Below are 16,654 nucleotides of genomic sequence, written 5' to 3'. Positions count from 1 at the left end.
GTTAATGCCCGGTTACAAGCACAGCGCTATCACCCGCCGCCGGCAAACGGCTAAGCTAAGGCAATCAGATTTCAACAGTGCTGGCTTCGCCGTCACTTCCCCATGGTTCAACTGCCCGGACGTATCATGCGCAGCCGCCTGTTACAGATTGCTTCCTGCCTGCTGCTCACTGCCGCCACCGCCAGTGCGGCGCAGGCCATCGACCTTTCTCTGCAACGCCAGTATTACGACGAGGCCAAGCGTGCGCTGGCCAAGGGTGACAAGGGCCCTTACCTGCGTTACGCCCCACAGCTGCGCGACTACCCGCTCACGCCGTACCTGGCGTATGACGAACTGACTGCGCGCCTGAAGACTGCCAGCAACGAGGAAATCGAAGGTTTCCTGGCCAAGCACGGCGACCTGCCCCAGGCCAACTGGATGAAACTGCGCTGGCTGCGCTGGCTGGCCGAACGCGGCGAGTGGAACACCTTCGTCAAGTACTACGACCCCAAGCTCAACTTCACCGAGCTGGACTGCCTCAACGGCCAGTATCAGTTGAGCCACGGCCAGCGCGCCGAAGGCTTCGCCAGTGCGGAAAAATTGTGGAACGTCGGCAAGACGCAACCGGCTGCCTGTGACACCCTGTTCGGCATGTGGGCCGCTGAAGGCCAGCTGACCGAGGCCAAGCGCTGGAACCGCGCCAAGCTTGCAGCCCAGGCGCGCAACTACGCACTGGCCAACAACATGGTGCAAGGCCTGACCACGCTCGGGCCTCAGGGCCGGCTGCTGATCGACGTTGCCCAGAAGCCGGAACTGCTCAACCAGCCGTCGCGCTTCACGCCGGCCACCGAGGCCATGTCCGACGTGGTCAGCCTCGGCCTGCGCCGCCTGGCCCGGCAAGACCCTGAACGGGCCATGGCGCTGCTCGACGAGTACGCCCAACGCATGCATTTCTCGCGTGACGAGAAGGTCGCCATCGCCCGCGAGATCGGCCTGACCCTGGCACGCCGCTACGACCCGCGCGCGCTGGACCTGATGACCCGCTACGACCCTGAACTGCGCGACAACACGGTCAGTGAATGGCGCCTGCGCCTGTTGCTGCGCCTCGGCCGTTGGCAAGACGCCTACGAGCTGACCCGGCGTCTGCCACAGGACCTGGCCAGCAGCAACCGCTGGAAATACTGGCAGGCCCGCACCCTGGAGCTGGCCCAGCCGAACAACCCGCAGGTTCCATTGCTGTACAAGAACGTGGCACGCGAGCGTGACTTCTACGGTTTCCTCGCGGCTGACCGGGCCAAAACGCCTTACCAGTTGAACAACAGGCCGCTGCTGTTGAGCCCGCAACTGGTCAACAAGGTGCGCAATACCCCCGGCATCCAGCGTGCCCTGGAGTTCCACGCGCGTGGCCAGGTGGTCGAAGGCCGCCGCGAGTGGTACCACGTCAGCCGTCACTTCAACCGCGATGAGATGGTCGCCCAGGCTCGCCTGGCCTACGACATGCGTTGGTACTTCCCGGCCATCCGCACCATCAGCCAGGCGCAGTACTGGGACGACCTGGATGTCCGCTTCCCCATGGCCTATCGCGACACCCTGGTACGTGAAGCCAAGGTGCGTGGGCTGCATTCGAGCTGGGTGTTCGCCATCACCCGCCAGGAAAGCGCCTTCATGGAGGATGCCCGCTCCAGCGTCGGCGCCAGCGGCCTGATGCAGGTGATGCCGGCCACCGCCAAGGAAACCGCACGCAAGTTCAGCATCCCGCTGGCCTCGCCGCAGCAGATGTTCAACCCGGAAAAGAACATTCAGGTCGGTGCGGCCTACCTGAGCCAGGTGCATGGCCAGTTCAACGGCAACCGGGTGCTGGCGTCGGCGGCCTACAACGCTGGCCCCGGGCGTGTGCGACAGTGGCTCAAGGGCGCCAAGCACCTGAGCTTCGACGTGTGGGTGGAGTCGATCCCGTTCGATGAAACGCGCCAGTATGTGCAGAACGTGCTGTCGTATTCGGTGATCTACGGGCAAAAGCTCAATGTGCCACAGCCGCTGGTGGACTGGCATGAGCGGTATTTCGATGACATGTAGTTCCAGCTAAGCCTGTACCGGCCTCTTCGCGGCTAAAGCCGCTACCACAGGGATCCCACAGCTTGCAGAGTCAGTGCAATACCTGTGGGAGCGGCTTTAGCCGCGAAGAGGCCGGTACAGGTTATTCGAGCACTTCGACTTCCATCCCCACTTCAAGCCAGCCACTGCCATCCACGGCCAGGTTCTGCCCGAACAGGATGTCGCCTTCCTTCTCACGGAAAGTCTTCAGGGTCGTCAACGGCTCACGGTCAGCACTGCGCTCCCCGGTCGCCGGGTCGAGGGTAGTGAAGATGCACCGGACGCTCGGTTTGAGCACTCGAAACTCCAGCTCGCCAATGCGGATCCGCTTCCAACCATCCTCGGCGAACGGCTCAGCCCCCTGCACCACCAGGTTTGGCCGAAAACGCAGCATTTCCATGGGCCGGCCAATCCGCCGGCTCAGGTCATCCAGCGAGCCCTGCCCGATCAGCAGCAACGGAAAGCCATCAGGGAACGCCGCACGGTCGCTGTTCAGGCCGTAACCATTGGGCAGGTAGCGCGCCCGCTGCTCCGGGCAATGCACCAGGCGCACCGCCTTGCCAAGCCACTGCGACAGCCAGGCAGCCGCCTCGTCGCCGGCGTCCGGCACACGCAAGGTATCGCGCCAGATGGTCACACCGCGCAGCCCATCGTCAGCGGCGGGTACCGCCACTGGCAACGGCGCCTGCCCAGGCAGTTCGAGCAGCAATTCGCCAGCCTCGCCCGCGCTGGCCTTCAGCTGGCCCAGTTGGGGCCAGGCACGCTGAGTGAGGAAGCGTCCGTTCTCTTCCTCGACCACCATCCAGCGTCGGTCGCCCTGCAAGCCTAGAAGCCCCACCGGTGAAGCTCGCAAGCATTGCGCCTGCCCCGACTTCACCGGGTATCGATACAACTCACTGAGAAACATCCCTGCCCGCCTCATGCCTTGTCAAAAGCCAAGCTTATACCTGGCTGACCGTGGGATCACGCGTTGCCGGCATCCAGCAGCAGGCGCTGCTTGACCACATCGACCAGGCGATCAGGCTGGAACTTGGAGAGGAAATTGTCACAACCGACCTTTTTCACCATCGACTCGTTGAAACTGCCCGATAAAGAAGTGTGCAGCACCACGTAGAGCTTGCGCAGGCGCGCATCGCCACGAATTTCGGTGGTCAGCCGATAGCCGTCCATCTCCGGCATTTCCGCATCGGTGAAGACCATCAACAGCTTCTCGCAGACGTCCTCCCCCGCATCGGCCCAACCCTTGAGCAGGCGCAAGGCTTTCAGGCCATCACTGGCAACGTGCAGCTTCACCCCGAGTTGCGACAGGGTATCGCGCAGTTGCGCCAGTGCCACGCTGGAGTCGTCCACCAGCAGCACTTCACGGCCACGCGCGCGCGCCAGCACCGGGTCGGCCAGTTTGTCGCCGGAGACCCGGGCGTTATAAGGCACGATCTCGGCGAGCACCTTCTCCACATCGATCACTTCGACCAGCTTGTCATCCACTTTGGTGATGGCGGTCAGGTAGTGCTGGCGCCCGGCACTCGAAGGCGGCGGCATGATGGATTCCCAATTCATGTTGACGATGCGATCGACGCCACCCACCAGGAACGCCTGCACCGAGCGGTTGTACTCGGTGACGATGATGGTGCTGTCCGGCCCCGGCTGCAGCGGGCGCATGCCGATCGCCTGGGACAGGTCGATCACCGGCAGGGTCTGCCCACGCAGGTTGACCACCCCACAGACGAAGGCGTGGCGCTGCGGCATCAGGGTCAGCTTTGGCAGTTGCAGTACTTCCTGCACCTTGAACACGTTGATTGCGAACAACTGGCGACCGGCAAGGCGGAACATCAGGATTTCCAGACGGTTCTCACCCACCAGCTGCGTGCGTTGGTCTACCGTGTCGAGAATGCCAGCCATTGGAAAACCCCCAGGGTTATGTCGAAAAATAGAAATGATCCGTCCTGTATCGGCGCTATTCTGCGTATCTTGACCCCGGCGAAAAAATGCCCCGCCGGGCGATTGATATCAGATTAGCATCATGCTTTACTGCGGCATGACCCGCCTGGATCCATTTCAGCGCAACCTGTCGCACCCTAGGTGCCATCAGGGAATCCCCTAGGCGCAATCAGGCGCAACCTGATGTTCGCGATATCCTTTAGCCATTAATGTGACGCCATTCTCACTGCATGAATGGAGTCAGGCTTTTGCTAGCGATCGATATGGCGTGGCCATCCCCTGCTCCAGCCCAACGCGCCGGAGTGACTTGATGGACAGCAGCGTCTCCAACTTCGACACCCTGCAGGACTTCCTGCTGGATGCCCAGGTCTTGCTGACCCAGTCCCAGGAATGCCTGCAGCATCTGGAACTGATCAGCAACGATCCGGACGCCTGCCAATGCCTGAACAGCACCCTCCAGACCCTGGCCCGACGCGCCAGCGCCCTGGGCCTGCTTGAAGTCGCCCACTATGCCAGCGTGCTGCACCGACTGCTCGCCCCGGCCTGCAAGCAGCGGTGCCTGGATCAGACCGTTTTGCCAGCGCTGAATGCCTGCCTGACCTTGCTGGCCTGGCAACTCGAACTGCTCGATGTGCGCACCGGCAGGCTCGCTCTCGATTGCTGTGAGCAGGTAACGCTGCTGAGCGAACTGGCAGTCGCCCTGAATCAGCCGTTGCCGCAAACGTGTGCGTCTTGCAACGAAAACGCCAGTAACTGCTTGCATCCGCGCTCCGCCGTGCCCGGCAGGCCATCAGCCAGCGGAGCCGCACAGCGCCACTAGCCGGCGGGTACAACTCACCCAATGACGCATGACTCGAGGGGTTTTTCACACGTTCAGCCGGGCGCACTTTCGCGGTCTGTTGCTAGTTGAACGTGAAGCGGTCATCACAAGATCGGGAGGTGGCATTTTGACACTCAATTTGCCTGCCCAGCCCCCCTCCCGAGCCCGGAAATGCTTAGGTTTCAAAGCATTGCCCAGCGCGACCAAATTGAACCGAAGTGGTAAGATGCGCGCACACAAATGCTGGCCGGCTCCCCATGTTTCGCATCGGGTCGCGCTCGCCACTTGTTGCAAGCACAGCGCCAAAGCCTCTGCCAAGAGGTGTGCACAGCCCCCATCAGCAAGACTTCAGTGGCTTCTCAACTCTATGTCCCCACGCTTGAAGATATCTCTGCGCTGCCGTTCACGCACCACCTTGCTGCGCTGGGTGACGGCAATGCTGTGCGTGGTGTCCCTGCTTGCCAACCTGGCTCTGTATGCTGGCGGGCAAGGCATGCCGGCCAGCCTGTTGCTGCTGCAACTGATGGCCACGCTTGGCGTCTGCTGGCACCTGAGCCACGGTGCCAAGTCGATCAGCCTGCGCCCGGCGGAGCTGGCCGGGCGCATGCTCCAAGTCCAGGAGACAGAGCGCCAGCACCTGAGCCGCGAACTTCACGACGACATCGGGCAATTGCTGACCGCCGCCAAGATGCAGCTGGATTGGTTGCAACGCCGTGTACCGAGCGACTTGCAGACACACTGTGACGACTTGCGCAGCACCCTTGAAGACACCTTGAGCAAAGTGCGCGACGTTTCCGCCCTGCTCAACCCACGGCAACTGGCCAGCCTTGGTCTCGAGGCCAGCCTGCGGGCCCACCTGGTACGCACCTTGGCAAACAGCGACGTGCACTGGAGCCTGGAATGCCATCAACGCCTGGGCGGTATTTCCGAAGAAGTCGCCATGGCGGCGTTTCGCATCACCCAGGAGGCGGTCACCAACATGCTGCGCCATGCCCGGGCTCGCAACTTGACCATCCGCCTGCAGCGCAGCGCAGCAGGGCTTGCCCTATCGATCCAGGATGACGGCCAGGGCTTCATCCCGGCTGCCAATCCGGCCGAGGCCGGCCAGCGCGGCATGGCCGGCATGCAGGAACGCGCCACCGCCCTCAACGGCAGCCTGGCGATCACCAGCCAGCTCGGCCTGGGCACGACGATCGACGTGCTGTTCCCGTGGCCACCCCGTATTCATGAACGCGCCAGGACTACCGCTTCAACATGACCTGTAGATTGCTGCTGGTGGACGACCACTCGCTGATCCGTGCCGGGGTTCGTGCCCTGGTATCCGACATCCCTGGCTACACCGTGGCCGGCGAAGCCGATGACGGCGACCAGTTGCTCGAGCAGGTTCGGCACCTGGCACCTGACATCGTCCTGCTGGACATCTCCATGCGTTCGACCAGCGGCCTCGATGCCCTCACCCAACTGCGCGCCACGGGTAACCCCTGCAAGGTGCTGATCCTGTCCATGCACACCGATCCGGACCTGATCATGCGCGCACTGGAAAGTGGCGCCCACGGTTACCTGCTCAAGGATGCCACGGCGACCGAACTGGAGCAGGCCTTGGCCGCGCTGCGCAATGGCGAGCGCTACCTCAGCCCGGCCATCGCCCATACGGTGATCAACCAGGCATTGATGCGCGCGCAACACGGCAAGCAACCCGGCCTTGATCGCCACAACCTCACCGCAAGGCAACTGGAGATCCTGCGCCTGATCGTGCGCGGCAAGTCCACCCGTGAAATCGCCGCCGGCCTGGGTCTGTCGATCAAGACCGTGGAAACTCACCGTTCGCAGATCATGAAGCGCCTGCAGATCTACGACGTGGCCGGCCTGGTGCTGTTCGCCGTGCGCGAAAAAATCATCAGCCTGGATGACTGATCAGCGGGGAATTCAACGGCAAGTGCAGGCGCAGCGCCCCTGGCAACGCCGCAAAGCGCAGGCTGTCGGCCTGCAGCGGCTCGCCATCGAGGTTGATGTCCAGCCCCTGCGAACAGGTAATCTCGACCCAGGGCAAACGTGCCCGCACGAACAAGCCTTCACCCGCCAGCAAATCACGAAGGGCGCCTACCATTTCCTGGGGCGCTGGCAGGATGGCGATATCGAGCAGGCCATCATCGACTTGCGCGTCCGGGCACAACACTTGTCCGCCACCGGCCTGGCGACCATTGCCGATCCCCAGCGCCAGCAGGTCGCCCTGCCAGTCGAACCCCGGCCCTGACAGCTCGACCGAGGCGGCCTGCAGCTCACTGAAGCGTGACAGCCCGGTAAACAGGTAGGCCGCAGCGCCGAGCATTTTCTTCAGGTCTTCAGAGGTATTGGCGGTAACCTGACTGCCGAAACCGCCCGTGGCCATGTTCAGGAACAACTGGTCGCCCACTTGGCCCAAGTCGATCGGCCGTGGCGGCAGTTCCAGCAGCGCCAAGGCCTCGGTTGGCTCAAGGGAAATGCCGGCAGCCCTGGCGAAGTCATTGGCCGTTCCCAGCGGCAGCAACGCCAGGCTGGCTTCGCTGCGTGCCCGGCCCATGGCTTCGGCGACGTCGCGCAAGGTGCCGTCCCCCCCGCCAGCGATCACATGGCTGTACCCGGCCGCCAGCGCTTCGCCTACCAGCCGCTGGGCATCGCCACCTTCCCAGGTCACCCGCACATCCAGCGTCCAGCCACGTTCGCGCATGGCGCTCACGGCGTGGCGCACCGCTTCGTTCATGGCCTGCTTGCCATGCAGGATCAAGATTGCCTTGCGCTGTGGCATCACGCGTCTCCATGGGGTTGGTTCAGTCCAGATCTCGACCACAAAGTCTGCCCAAATACTGCATGCCGCCGGTAAAACAGCTCTACATCGGGGATTGACTTGGCGCATGTTCGAACAAAAATCGACCAGATTCACATAAATATCATTGAAAGCTTTTTCCATCCGGCGCATTATCGACAAATATTTGGCCTTCATGGACGAAGCTGTAGTGAAAAGTCGGTTTTTTGACTTTTCCGCCAAAACCGTGACAGGTCGCAACGTTTCCCTTCACTGCGCTGTAATCAGCGCCGAGAGTCGAGGCCGTGAAATGAGCGTTCTGATCCCCTGCATCATCGCCGGCGGTGCCGGCACCCGCCTGTGGCCGGTTTCGCGCGAAGCCATGCCCAAACCCTTCATGCGTCTGCCCGATGGCCAGAGCCTGCTGCAGAAGACCTTTTCCCGCGCTGCGGCGTTACCGGGCGTCGAAAGAATACTGACGGTGACCAACCGCGAAGTGTTCTTCCGCACCCAGGACGAATACCGCCAGGTCAACACCGGCAACCTCGCCCTCGATTACCTGCTGGAAACTAACGGCCGCAACACTGCTCCCGCCATCGCAGCAGCCGCGCTGCATTGTGCCAAGCACCATGGCCAGGACAGCGTGCTGCTGGTGTTGCCCGCCGACCACCTGATCCAGGATGCCGAGGCCTTCGCCAACGCCGTCGAACACGCCCGGCTATTGGCTGACGATGGCTGGCTGGCCACCTTCGGCCTGCTGCCCAGCCGCGCCGAAACCGGCTTTGGTTACATCGAGCAAGGCGAGGCGATCGGCCAGCATGCGCATCAGGTCACCTGCTTCGTGGAGAAGCCCGATGCCCTCACCGCCCGCGAATACCTCGAAGGCGGCCGCCACTTGTGGAATGCCGGCATGTTCTGTCTGCGTGCTGGCACCGTGCTCGCCGAATTGCAGGCGCATGCCCCGGAACTGCTGGCCTGCGTGACCTGCTGCCTGGAACAGAGCGCGACCAAGGAGGGCGACAAGGCACTGCAGGTGGAACTGGACCCGAACAGCTTCGCCCTGGCCGAGGACATTTCCATCGACTACGCCTTGATGGAGCGCTCCGACAAGGTTGCCGTGGTGCCTTGCGAACTGGGCTGGAGCGATATCGGCAGCTGGGAGGCAGTGCGCGAGCTGCGCCACACCGACGACGACGGCAACCACTGCAATGGTGAAGCCGTGCTGCACGATGTGACCAACTGCTACATCGACTCGCCAAAGCGCCTGGTCGGCGCGGTCGGCGTGGATAACCTCATCGTCATCGACACCCCCGACGCCCTGCTGATCGCCGACGCAGCGCGCAGCCAGGAGGTCAAGGTGATTGCCCAGCAGCTCAAGCACCAAGGCCATGAGGCCTACCGCCTGCACCGCACCGTCATTCGCCCCTGGGGCATGTACACCGTGCTCGAGGAAGGCCCGCGCTTCAAGATCAAGCGGATCATGGTGCGCCCGGGCGAATCGCTGTCGCTGCAGATGCACCATCATCGCAGCGAGCACTGGATCATCGTCAGCGGCATGGCCTGCGTGACCAACGGCGAAGAAGAGTTTCTGCTCGACACCAACGAGTCGACCTTCATCAAGCCAGGCCGCACCCACCGCCTGACCAACCCCGGCGTCATCGACCTGGTGATGATCGAAGTCCAGAGCGGCGAGTACCTGGGCGAAGACGACATCGTGCGCTTTACTGATATTTACGGACGCGTCCCGGCGGCAGCCATCGGCTGAAGGCTGGCGGGCGCGTTTTTTGTCCGCAGCCTTCAGTGAGGTTTCCGCTTCATGCGCATTCTCTGGACTCTGCCTTACCTGCCCTGGCCCACCACCAGTGGCAGCAAGACCCGGCAATATCACCTGCTGCGCGCGCTGGCGCAGCAGGGCCACCGGATCACCTTGCTGGTGCAGTCGAAAATCCCTTTGTGCGATGCCGCCCGCGAAGCCCTGGAACCCCTGCTCGAACGCCTGATCGTGCTGCCCCGGCGCCCCTTGCACAGCCCGCTCAATCTGCTCGCCTCGCCGATCATCGACTACCCGATGCGGGCCATCATCAATGGCCTGTCGCCAGGCTTGCGGCGCCAGTTCGAGCAGTTGCTGGACGAACCCTGGGACGTTATCCAGATCGAGCACAGCTACAGTTTCCAGCCTTTCGAAAAAGCACTGCAGGCACGCGAGCTGCCCTACATGCTCTGCGAGCACAATCTGGAATCAGTCACCGGCGCCGCCTGCCACGACCGCCTGCCGCTGTGGCTGCGCCCGCTCAACGCCTTCGACCGTTGGCGCTACCGGCGCTGGGAGCAGCGCGTGCTGCGCCAACCCACCGAGGTGGTGGCGGTGAGTCCGCATGATGCCGAGTTGATCAGCCAGGTCAGCGGCCGCCCGGTAAAGGTGGTGGTCAACGGCGTCGATTGCGACTATTACCAGAACGTCCACCCGGCCCTGCATAGCCAGCGCTTGCTGTTCGTTGGCAACTTCGAGTACGCCGCCAACGTGGAGGCGGTCGAATGGGCCTTGGAAGAAATCCTGCCCCAAGTGTGGATGTGCAATCCGGCGGTACGCCTGGCCATCGCCGGGCATGCGCTGCCGGCAAGCTGGAAACTGCGCTGGAACGATCCACGTATCGAATGGGTCGGCTATCGCCCGGACCTGCGCGAATTGCAACGCCGCTCCGCGCTGTTCTTCGCGCCCTTGCGGTATGCCGGGGGCTCCAAGGTGAAGATCCTCGAAGCCATGGCCGCCGGGCTGCCGGTGATCAGCACCGGCAAAGGCGTCTCAGGGCTGGCCGCCAACAACGGCGAACATTACCTGGGCAGTGACGACGGCGACCAGTTGGCGCTGCTGGTCACGCAATTGCTCAACCAGCCGTGGCGCATGTGCCAATTGAGCGAGGCCGGCCGACAGTTCGCCCGCAATCGCCACGACTGGAGCGTGGCCGCCCAGCAACTGGAAACGGTGCACATGCGCCTAACCCAGGCAGCAACGGCCGGCGCCTCCCAAGGCGCTGGCGCCTGGCTGGGTCGCTCAACCGAGTAGTTCGCTCAGCGGGATGAACGGCACGCTATCGCCAGGTTTCGGCGTGCTGCCTTCACGCACCTCCACCAAGCCCTCTGCCCAGGCCGCACTGCGCAGCACACCGGAGCTCTGGTTCTTGTAGATACGCACCTGGCCTTGGTCGATGCGCGCACGCAAGTACTCGCGGCGCGTGCCGGCCTTGGTCCATTCGAACCCGGCCGGTACATCGAAGCGCAGCGGTGTGACATCAGCCACACCCTGGCGGCGCAGCAGATAGGGCCGGGTCAACAGGCCGAAGGTGACCAGGGTCGACGCCGGGTTACCGGGCAGGCCGAGTACCGGCACACCGCGGTAATGGCCGAATGTCAGCGGCTTGCCAGGCTTGATCGCCAGCTTCCACAGGGCCAGCTCCCCCGCTTCGCGCAGTGCGGCACCGAGGTAGTCGGCCTCGCCCACGGAGACACCGCCCGTGGAGAGGATCAGGTCGACATCGCCCAGGGCACCCAGGCACTCGCGGGTACGTTCCAGGTTATCGGGAACAATGCCCATGTCGCGCACTTCGCAGCCCAGCCGCTGCAGCCAGCTGACCAGCAGGCGCCGGTTGCTGTTGTAGATCTGCCCCGGGCCCAGCGGCAGGCCGGGCTCGACCAGTTCATCGCCAGTGGACAGAACCGCCACCCGCACCCGTCGCACCACCGGCAGCTCGGCATGACCCAGGGTCGCCGCCAGGCCCAGTTCTATCGGCCCTAGCCGTGTGCCGGCGGCCATCACCTGCTCGCCCTTGCGGGTTTCCTGGCCCTGCGGGCGAACGTTCTGGTCAAGCGTCAGCGCTTCGAGGAAGCGCACCCGGCCATCCTCCAGCACCTCGGTATTTTCCTGCATTTCGACGCAGTCGGCACCCGCCGGCATCGGTGCACCGGTGAAGATCCGTGCACAGGTACCGGGCTGCAGAGGCTCAGGCGCGTGCCCGGCGAAAATCCGCTGGCTAACCGGCAAAGGCTCGCCCTGCAGGTCGGCCAGGCGCAAGGCGTAGCCGTCCATGGCGCTGTTCGGCCACGGCGGCAGGTCGAGCGTGGCCACTAGCTCGGTGGCCAGCACGCGGCCTTCGGCTTCGGCCAGCGAGACGCGTTCGGTTTGCGTGATTGGCGCAGCCTCGGCCAGCGCCAGCAGGCGCTCCAAGGCTTGCTCCACCGGCATCAGTGGCCGGGTAGCGGGGGCCTCAGCCACGGCTGTCACAGGCCGCTGCCTGTTTCAGGTGGGCGACGAAATTGCACGGACGATGGCGGGCATCCAGCTGTTCGGCGAGGATGCCGTCCCAACCGGTGCGTACGGCATTGGTCGAACCCGGCAGGCAGCAAACCAGGGTGCCGTTGGCCAGGCCAGCCAGGGCGCGCGACTGAATGGTGGAGGTGCCGATATCGGCCACGGAAATCTGCCGGAACAGCTCGCCAAAACCTTCAACCTGCTTGTCCAGCAGGCAGGTAACAGCTTCCGGTGTACTGTCACGGCCGGTAAAGCCGGTACCACCGGTAATCAGCACCACCTGTACGCTATCGTCGGCGATCCAGGTGGCGACCTGGGCGCGGATCTTGTACAGGTCATCCTTGAGCAGTACGCGCGCGGCCAGGTTGTGGCCCGCGGCAGTAAGGCGCTCGACAAAGGTTTGCCCGGAGGTGTCGGTTTCGAAAGTGCGGGTGTCGCTGACCGTCAGCACGGCAATGTTCAGCGCCACGAAGGGGGTATCTGCCTTGGCTTTCATGAGTGTCCGTCGCAGGGGAAGATGATGCGCGCAGTTATAACACAGGCGGCCGTGCAAGCAGGCACAGGTCAATAACCCTGGCTTGTCGCTATGATGGAATGTAAAAGGAACTTGCGTGGACGCCCTGCGTCATAAAGTCATCTTGCACCATCGCACTGGAGAAACACGATGATTCAACGGACCCTTCCCGCCTTCTTGCTCGCCCTGGGCCTTGGCGCCCTCGCCGGCTGCGCATCGCCGACCGTGATCACTCTGAACGACGGCCGTGAAATCCAGGCAGTGGATACCCCTTCCTTTGACGAGGACTCCGGTTTCTACGAATTCGAACAGCTCGACGGCAAGCGCACGCGCCTGAACAAGGACCAGATCCGTACCGTCAAGGAGCTCTGATCCACGCGCTGTTTTGGGCATAAGCCCTTTAAACTACAAGGGCTTGCACCCGAAAATGCTATGCAGTAGGATTTTGCTCATCGGAGTGTAGCGCAGCCAGGTAGCGCGTCTCGTTCGGGACGAGAAGGCCGCAGGTTCGAATCCTGTCTCTCCGACCAGATCCTCAACAAACAGCCCGCCTCGCGCGGGCTTTTTGTTGCGCGTTGAACGCGCCTGTTCCGCCTGCACCGGCACAGGGCGGGTTGCCGCTGGGGGGCGCTTCGTCCCCCCGGCAACCATCAGGCGGTCAGACGCGAAGTGACCTCGCCCAGCTGCCCCGACAAACCATGCAGGCGTTGCCCCGCCTGCTCGGTATGTTGCACGGCCTCTTGGTTGGCGGTGGCAATCCGGGTGATTTCGATCAGGTTGCGCGAGATATCCTCGGCCACGCTGGTCTGCTCCTCGGCCGCCGTGGCGATCTGCCGGTTCATGTCGCGGATCGCCTCCACCGCCAGGGTGATGCGCTGCAGCATCTGCCCGGCCTGCTGCACCTGTTCGGCACCCTCCTCGCTACGCTGCTGGCCACTTTCGATAGCCTTGACCGCCTCCACCGCACCCGACTGCACGGCTTCGATGATCTGGTGAATTTCGGCGATCGACGCCGCAGTACGCTGGGCCAGGCTGCGCACCTCGTCGGCGACCACGGCAAAGCCACGCCCGGCCTCACCCGCGCGGGCCGCCTCGATGGCGGCATTGAGCGCCAGCAAGTTGGTCTGCTCGGCGATGCCACGGATCACCTCAAGCACTTTGCCGATGCGTGAGCTGTCGTTCTCAAGATTGCGGATCACTGCGGCGGTACCGGCGATCTCGCGATTGACTACGCCAATGGTGTCGATGGTCTGCTGCATCACCTGCTCGCCGGCCTGGGCGCTGTGGTCGGCCTCGTCGGCGGCCCGTGCAGCATCCGCTGCGTGGCGCGCCACTTCCTGGGCGGTGGCAGACATCTCGTGCATGGCCGTGGCCACTTGGTCGGTGCGTTGGAACTGGTCGTGGGTGCCACGGGCCATGTCACCGGCAATGGTGCGCAGCTGGCCACTGGCGCCCTCCAGTTCCTGGGCATTGTCCTTGAGGCGGCCAACGGTGTCGGCGAGGAAGTCGCGCAGGGTATTGGCAGCACGCGCCAGGCGGCCCAGTTCGTCTTCGCGACGGCTGTCGACGCGGGCGGCGAAGTGCCCCTGGCTGAGTTGCGCCACGTATTCGATCAGTTGGCGGATCGGCTCGATCAGGCTGCGGTTGAGCAGCCACAGGCTGAGCAGGCCGACCAGTAAGGCCGACCCCAGCATTACCAACACACCCAGCCACACGGTGCGTTCGGCACTGGCGTTGATCTGGGCGGCGCGGTCACGGGCCTCGGCGCGCAACTGCTCGACCAGCGCGCTCATCTGCTCACTGGCCGCCCGGTCGACCCCCTTCACCGCCTGGTCACCGGCTACCGGGTCCCCCCCGGCCGCCAGAAAGGCCTGACGCCCTTGTGCGTAGGCCTGGCCGAGCTGGCGATGGCTATCACGCAGCTGTTGCAGCGGTGCCTTGAGCTCTTCCTCGCTGCCGTCGATCAGTTGCCCGAGCAATTGCTGAACCTGCTGCTCACGGGCCTGGAACTGCTGCCAGTACTTGTCCAGCTCGGCAGGTTGGCGGCCGCGCAGCAGCACGTTTTTCCACTCCTGCACCTGGATCTTGAACTGCAGGTTGGCTTCATCGATCAATTGCGAAGCCCGCAGCGGCCCGTCCACCAGTTCACCATAGCCACGCACGCTGGAGGACAGGAACTGGAAGCACACCAGGGCGATCAGCAGCATCGCCGCCAGGCTGCTGCCCAGCAGGGTAAGAATTTGCACTCGAAGTGATTTACGCAACATCGCGGATCTCGGGAACAAGGAATAAGGGAACGGCGCGCCGTTGCAGCGCCGCGACAGACATCCTTGTCCTCGTTCGCAGGCCAAAAAAAAGCTGCCATCAATCGATAGCAGCCAGGTCGAGCACATACGCAACAGTTGCGATCCATACTCTCAGGCAATTGCTACAGAAATGTTACAGCTACACGACGCCTAGCCCGTGGTGAACTGCAACTCGGCCAGGCGAGCGTACAACGGGCTTTCCTCGATCAGCTGCCGATGGGTGCCGACCGCGACCACACGCCCCTTGTCGATCACCGCGATGCGGTCGGCGTGCTGCACCGTGGCCAGGCGATGGGCGATGACCAGCGTGGTACGCCCGGCCATCAGGCGCGGCAAGGCCTGCTGGATCAAGTGTTCGCTTTGCGCATCGAGGGCGCTGGTGGCTTCGTCGAGCAGCAGGATCGGCGCATCCACCAGCAGCGCCCGGGCGATTGCCAGGCGTTGCTTCTGGCCACCGGAAAGGCCAATGCCGCCCTCGCCCAGCGGCGTCTGGTAACCCTGCGGCAGTTGCCGGATGAACTCGTCGGCATGGGCGCCATGGGCCGCCGCCTCGACCTCGGCCACTGTCGCCTCGGGCCGGCCGTAGCGGATGTTGGCCTCGACCGTGCCGCGGAACAGCGACGGGTTCTGCGCCACCAGGGCGAACTGGCGGCGCAGGTCGTCCGGGGCCAGCGCCGTGATGGGTTGGCCGTCGAGCACGATGCGCCCCTGCTGTGGGTCGTAGAAGCGCAAAAGCAGGTCGAACAATGTCGACTTACCCGCCCCCGACGGCCCCACCAGCGCCAAGGTCTGGCCGGGTTCGATGGTCAGGCTGAGCTGGTCGATGGCAGCCACCGAGGGTCGCGAGGGATAGGCAAAGGTCACGTGCTGCAGTTCGATGCGTCCACTGGCGCGCTGCTGTGCCAGCAGCACGGGGGCCTCTGGGGCCAGGATCGTGCTATTCGCCGCCAGCAGCTCGGCGATGCGCTCGGCGGCCCCAGCGGCGCGCTGCAGCTCGCCGATCACTTCACTGAGCGTGCCAACGGCGCTGCCGACAATCAGGCTATAGAACACGAACGCCGCCAACTCGCCTGCAGAAATGCGCCCGGCGATCACATCCATGCCGCCCACCCACAGCATCACGCCCACCGCCCCCAACACCAGCACGATCACCAGCGTGATCAGCCAGGCACGCTGGGCAATACGTTGCCGGGCCACGGCAAACGCAGCCTCCACCGTACCGGCGAACATTTCACGGTCGCGCACCTGGTGGTTGTATGCCTGCACGGTCTTGATCTGCCCCAGGGTCTCCGCCACATAGCTGCCTACATCGGCCACCCGGTCCTGGCTCTGCCGCGACAGGCTGCGCACCCGTCGGCCAAACAACAGGATCGGTGCCAGCACCAGCGGCAATGCCACCACCACGATGCTGGTGAGCTTGGGGTTGGTGATGAACAGCAGCACCACGCCACCGATCACCATCAGTGCATTGCGCAGGAACATTGACAGCGAGGAGCCGATCACCGACTGCAACAAGGTCGTGTCGGCAGTCAGCCGCGACTGGATCTCAGCGCTGCGGTTGTCTTCGAAAAAGCCCGGATGCAAACCCACCAGGTGGTCGAAGACCGCGCGGCGGATGTCGGCAACGCAGCGCTCGCCAATCCACGACACCAGATAGAAGCGGCTGAACGTGCCAGTCGCCAGGGCCAGCACCAGCACCATGAACAGGCCGATGGTCTGGTTCAACTGGTGTGCTGAACGGGTCATGAAACCCTGGTCGACCAGCAGGCGGATACCCTGGCCCATGGACAGGGTGATGCCAGCGGTGACGATCAGCGCCAGCAATGCCAACAGCGCCTGGCGACGGTAAGGATGCATGAACTGCCAGGCCAGGCGCAGGGCACGGCGTTGGCGAAAGGAAGCCGAATCGGGCATG

Annotated in this window: 14 protein-coding genes, 1 tRNA gene and 1 pseudogene; 8 read left to right on the top strand and 8 right to left on the bottom strand. The window is 63.7% G+C overall.

Translation table 11 applies throughout. From position 1 onward, the window contains the following. Positions 1 to 126 precede the first annotated feature (126 nt). Positions 127 to 2,055 (top strand): transglycosylase SLT domain-containing protein, encoded by a 1,929-nt coding sequence (locus tag APH33_RS01640; protein ID WP_054883480.1) that lies wholly within the window; start codon positions 127 to 129, stop codon positions 2,053 to 2,055. Between the two features lie 121 nt (positions 2,056 to 2,176). Here the strand turns inward: APH33_RS01640 and APH33_RS01635 are convergent, their stop codons facing one another. Continuing rightward, positions 2,177 to 2,980: an MOSC domain-containing protein gene (locus APH33_RS01635; protein ID WP_054883479.1), complete on the bottom strand. Its 804-nt coding sequence runs from the start codon at positions 2,978 to 2,980 to the stop codon at positions 2,177 to 2,179. Between the two features lie 56 nt (positions 2,981 to 3,036). Continuing rightward, positions 3,037 to 3,972, bottom strand: a complete 936-nt coding sequence (locus APH33_RS01630) for a chemotaxis protein CheV (RefSeq protein WP_054883478.1) — start codon at positions 3,970 to 3,972, stop codon at positions 3,037 to 3,039. Positions 3,973 to 4,321: 349 nt separating this feature from the next. Between APH33_RS01630 and APH33_RS01625 the strand changes: the two genes are divergently transcribed. From APH33_RS01625 to APH33_RS01615, 3 genes are all read left to right on the top strand, one after another. After that, positions 4,322 to 4,831, top strand: a complete 510-nt coding sequence (locus APH33_RS01625; RefSeq protein WP_054883477.1) for a hypothetical protein — start codon at positions 4,322 to 4,324, stop codon at positions 4,829 to 4,831. Between the two features lie 367 nt (positions 4,832 to 5,198). Then, positions 5,199 to 6,089, top strand: coding sequence for a sensor histidine kinase (locus APH33_RS01620; RefSeq protein ID WP_054883476.1), 891 nt, complete (start codon positions 5,199 to 5,201; stop codon positions 6,087 to 6,089). Beyond that, positions 6,086 to 6,745 carry a response regulator transcription factor gene (locus APH33_RS01615; protein WP_054883475.1) on the top strand — a complete coding sequence of 220 codons (660 nt, stop codon included), beginning with the start codon at positions 6,086 to 6,088 and terminating at the stop codon, positions 6,743 to 6,745. The genes APH33_RS01620 and APH33_RS01615 overlap by 4 nt, the downstream gene beginning before the upstream one ends. Here APH33_RS01615 and yegS read toward each other — a convergent pair. Next, a complete protein-coding gene (gene yegS / locus APH33_RS01610) occupies positions 6,729 to 7,616 on the bottom strand; it encodes a lipid kinase YegS (protein WP_054883474.1) in 888 nt (295 codons plus the stop codon). The two genes, APH33_RS01615 and yegS, sit on opposite strands and share 17 nt — an antisense overlap. 307 nt (positions 7,617 to 7,923) lie before the next feature. Between yegS and APH33_RS01605 the strand changes: the two genes are divergently transcribed. Together APH33_RS01605 and APH33_RS01600 are read left to right on the top strand one after the other, a co-directional pair. After that, entirely contained in the window at positions 7,924 to 9,378 is a 1,455-nt protein-coding gene (locus APH33_RS01605) for a mannose-1-phosphate guanylyltransferase/mannose-6-phosphate isomerase (protein WP_054883473.1), read from the top strand. A 51-nt stretch (positions 9,379 to 9,429) separates the two neighbouring features. Then, on the top strand, positions 9,430 to 10,677 hold the full coding sequence (locus tag APH33_RS01600; protein ID WP_054883472.1) for a glycosyltransferase family 4 protein: 1,248 nt from the start codon (positions 9,430 to 9,432) through the stop codon (positions 10,675 to 10,677). Here APH33_RS01600 and glp read toward each other — a convergent pair. Both glp and moaB read right to left on the bottom strand, forming a co-directional pair. Then, positions 10,666 to 11,892 (bottom strand): gephyrin-like molybdotransferase Glp, encoded by a 1,227-nt coding sequence (glp, locus tag APH33_RS01595; protein WP_054883471.1) that lies wholly within the window; start codon positions 11,890 to 11,892, stop codon positions 10,666 to 10,668. The two genes, APH33_RS01600 and glp, sit on opposite strands and share 12 nt — an antisense overlap. After that, the gene (gene moaB, locus APH33_RS01590; protein ID WP_054883470.1) at positions 11,876 to 12,415 is read right to left on the bottom strand and encodes a molybdenum cofactor biosynthesis protein B; all 540 of its coding nucleotides are present in this window, start codon (positions 12,413 to 12,415) and stop codon (positions 11,876 to 11,878) included. Before moaB ends, glp begins: the two co-directional genes overlap by 17 nt. Positions 12,416 to 12,583: 168 nt before the next feature. Here moaB and APH33_RS01585 point away from each other — a divergent pair, with 168 nt between their 5' ends. After that, complete coding sequence (locus APH33_RS01585) at positions 12,584 to 12,805, top strand: YgdI/YgdR family lipoprotein (protein WP_027596642.1); 222 nt, start codon at positions 12,584 to 12,586, stop codon at positions 12,803 to 12,805. Between the two features lie 81 nt (positions 12,806 to 12,886). Further along, positions 12,887 to 12,963, top strand: a tRNA-Pro gene (locus APH33_RS01580). A gap of 120 nt (positions 12,964 to 13,083) precedes the next feature. Here the strand turns inward: APH33_RS01580 and APH33_RS27880 are convergent. The 3 genes and pseudogenes from APH33_RS27880 to APH33_RS01570 all read right to left on the bottom strand — a co-directional run bounded on the left by APH33_RS27880 (position 13,084) and on the right by APH33_RS01570 (position 16,653). Further along, positions 13,084 to 13,788, bottom strand: a complete 705-nt coding sequence (locus tag APH33_RS27880) for a methyl-accepting chemotaxis protein (RefSeq protein ID WP_371263232.1) — start codon at positions 13,786 to 13,788, stop codon at positions 13,084 to 13,086. 228 nt (positions 13,789 to 14,016) lie between these two features. Beyond that, positions 14,017 to 14,127, bottom strand: a pseudogene (locus APH33_RS27875) (hypothetical protein); the annotation flags it as partial. A 762-nt stretch (positions 14,128 to 14,889) separates the two neighbouring features. Continuing rightward, positions 14,890 to 16,653 carry an ABC transporter transmembrane domain-containing protein gene (locus tag APH33_RS01570; protein ID WP_054883468.1) on the bottom strand — a complete coding sequence of 588 codons (1,764 nt, stop codon included), beginning with the start codon at positions 16,651 to 16,653 and terminating at the stop codon, positions 14,890 to 14,892. Position 16,654 lies beyond the last annotated feature (1 nt).

Origin of the sequence: Pseudomonas sp. NBRC 111130, from assembly GCF_001320485.1 — a bacterium.
In the GTDB taxonomy this organism is placed as follows: Bacteria; Pseudomonadota; Gammaproteobacteria; order Pseudomonadales; family Pseudomonadaceae; genus Aquipseudomonas; species Aquipseudomonas vlassakiae.
This window is presented reverse-complemented; position numbering and strand designations above follow the sequence as displayed.

What these genes read in the sequence shown, in the direction of transcription:
- APH33_RS01635 (WP_054883479.1), bottom strand. Translation starts at nt 2,980, where the DNA reads ATGTTTCTCAGTGAGTTGTATCGATACCCGGTGAAGTCGGGGCAGGCG.
- APH33_RS01640 (WP_054883480.1), top strand. Translation starts at nt 127, where the DNA reads ATGCGCAGCCGCCTGTTACAGATTGCTTCCTGCCTGCTGCTCACTGCC.
- APH33_RS01570 (WP_054883468.1), bottom strand. Translation starts at nt 16,653, where the DNA reads ATGCCCGATTCGGCTTCCTTTCGCCAACGCCGTGCCCTGCGCCTGGCC.
- moaB (WP_054883470.1), bottom strand. Translation starts at nt 12,415, where the DNA reads ATGAAAGCCAAGGCAGATACCCCCTTCGTGGCGCTGAACATTGCCGTG.
- APH33_RS01620 (WP_054883476.1), top strand. Translation starts at nt 5,199, where the DNA reads ATGTCCCCACGCTTGAAGATATCTCTGCGCTGCCGTTCACGCACCACC.
- APH33_RS01630 (WP_054883478.1), bottom strand. Translation starts at nt 3,972, where the DNA reads ATGGCTGGCATTCTCGACACGGTAGACCAACGCACGCAGCTGGTGGGT.
- APH33_RS01625 (WP_054883477.1), top strand. Translation starts at nt 4,322, where the DNA reads ATGGACAGCAGCGTCTCCAACTTCGACACCCTGCAGGACTTCCTGCTG.
- APH33_RS01615 (WP_054883475.1), top strand. Translation starts at nt 6,086, where the DNA reads ATGACCTGTAGATTGCTGCTGGTGGACGACCACTCGCTGATCCGTGCC.
- APH33_RS01605 (WP_054883473.1), top strand. Translation starts at nt 7,924, where the DNA reads ATGAGCGTTCTGATCCCCTGCATCATCGCCGGCGGTGCCGGCACCCGC.
- APH33_RS27880 (WP_371263232.1), bottom strand. Translation starts at nt 13,788, where the DNA reads ATGTCTGCCACCGCCCAGGAAGTGGCGCGCCACGCAGCGGATGCTGCA.
- yegS (WP_054883474.1), bottom strand. Translation starts at nt 7,616, where the DNA reads ATGCCACAGCGCAAGGCAATCTTGATCCTGCATGGCAAGCAGGCCATG.
- APH33_RS01585 (WP_027596642.1), top strand. Translation starts at nt 12,584, where the DNA reads ATGATTCAACGGACCCTTCCCGCCTTCTTGCTCGCCCTGGGCCTTGGC.
- APH33_RS01600 (WP_054883472.1), top strand. Translation starts at nt 9,430, where the DNA reads ATGCGCATTCTCTGGACTCTGCCTTACCTGCCCTGGCCCACCACCAGT.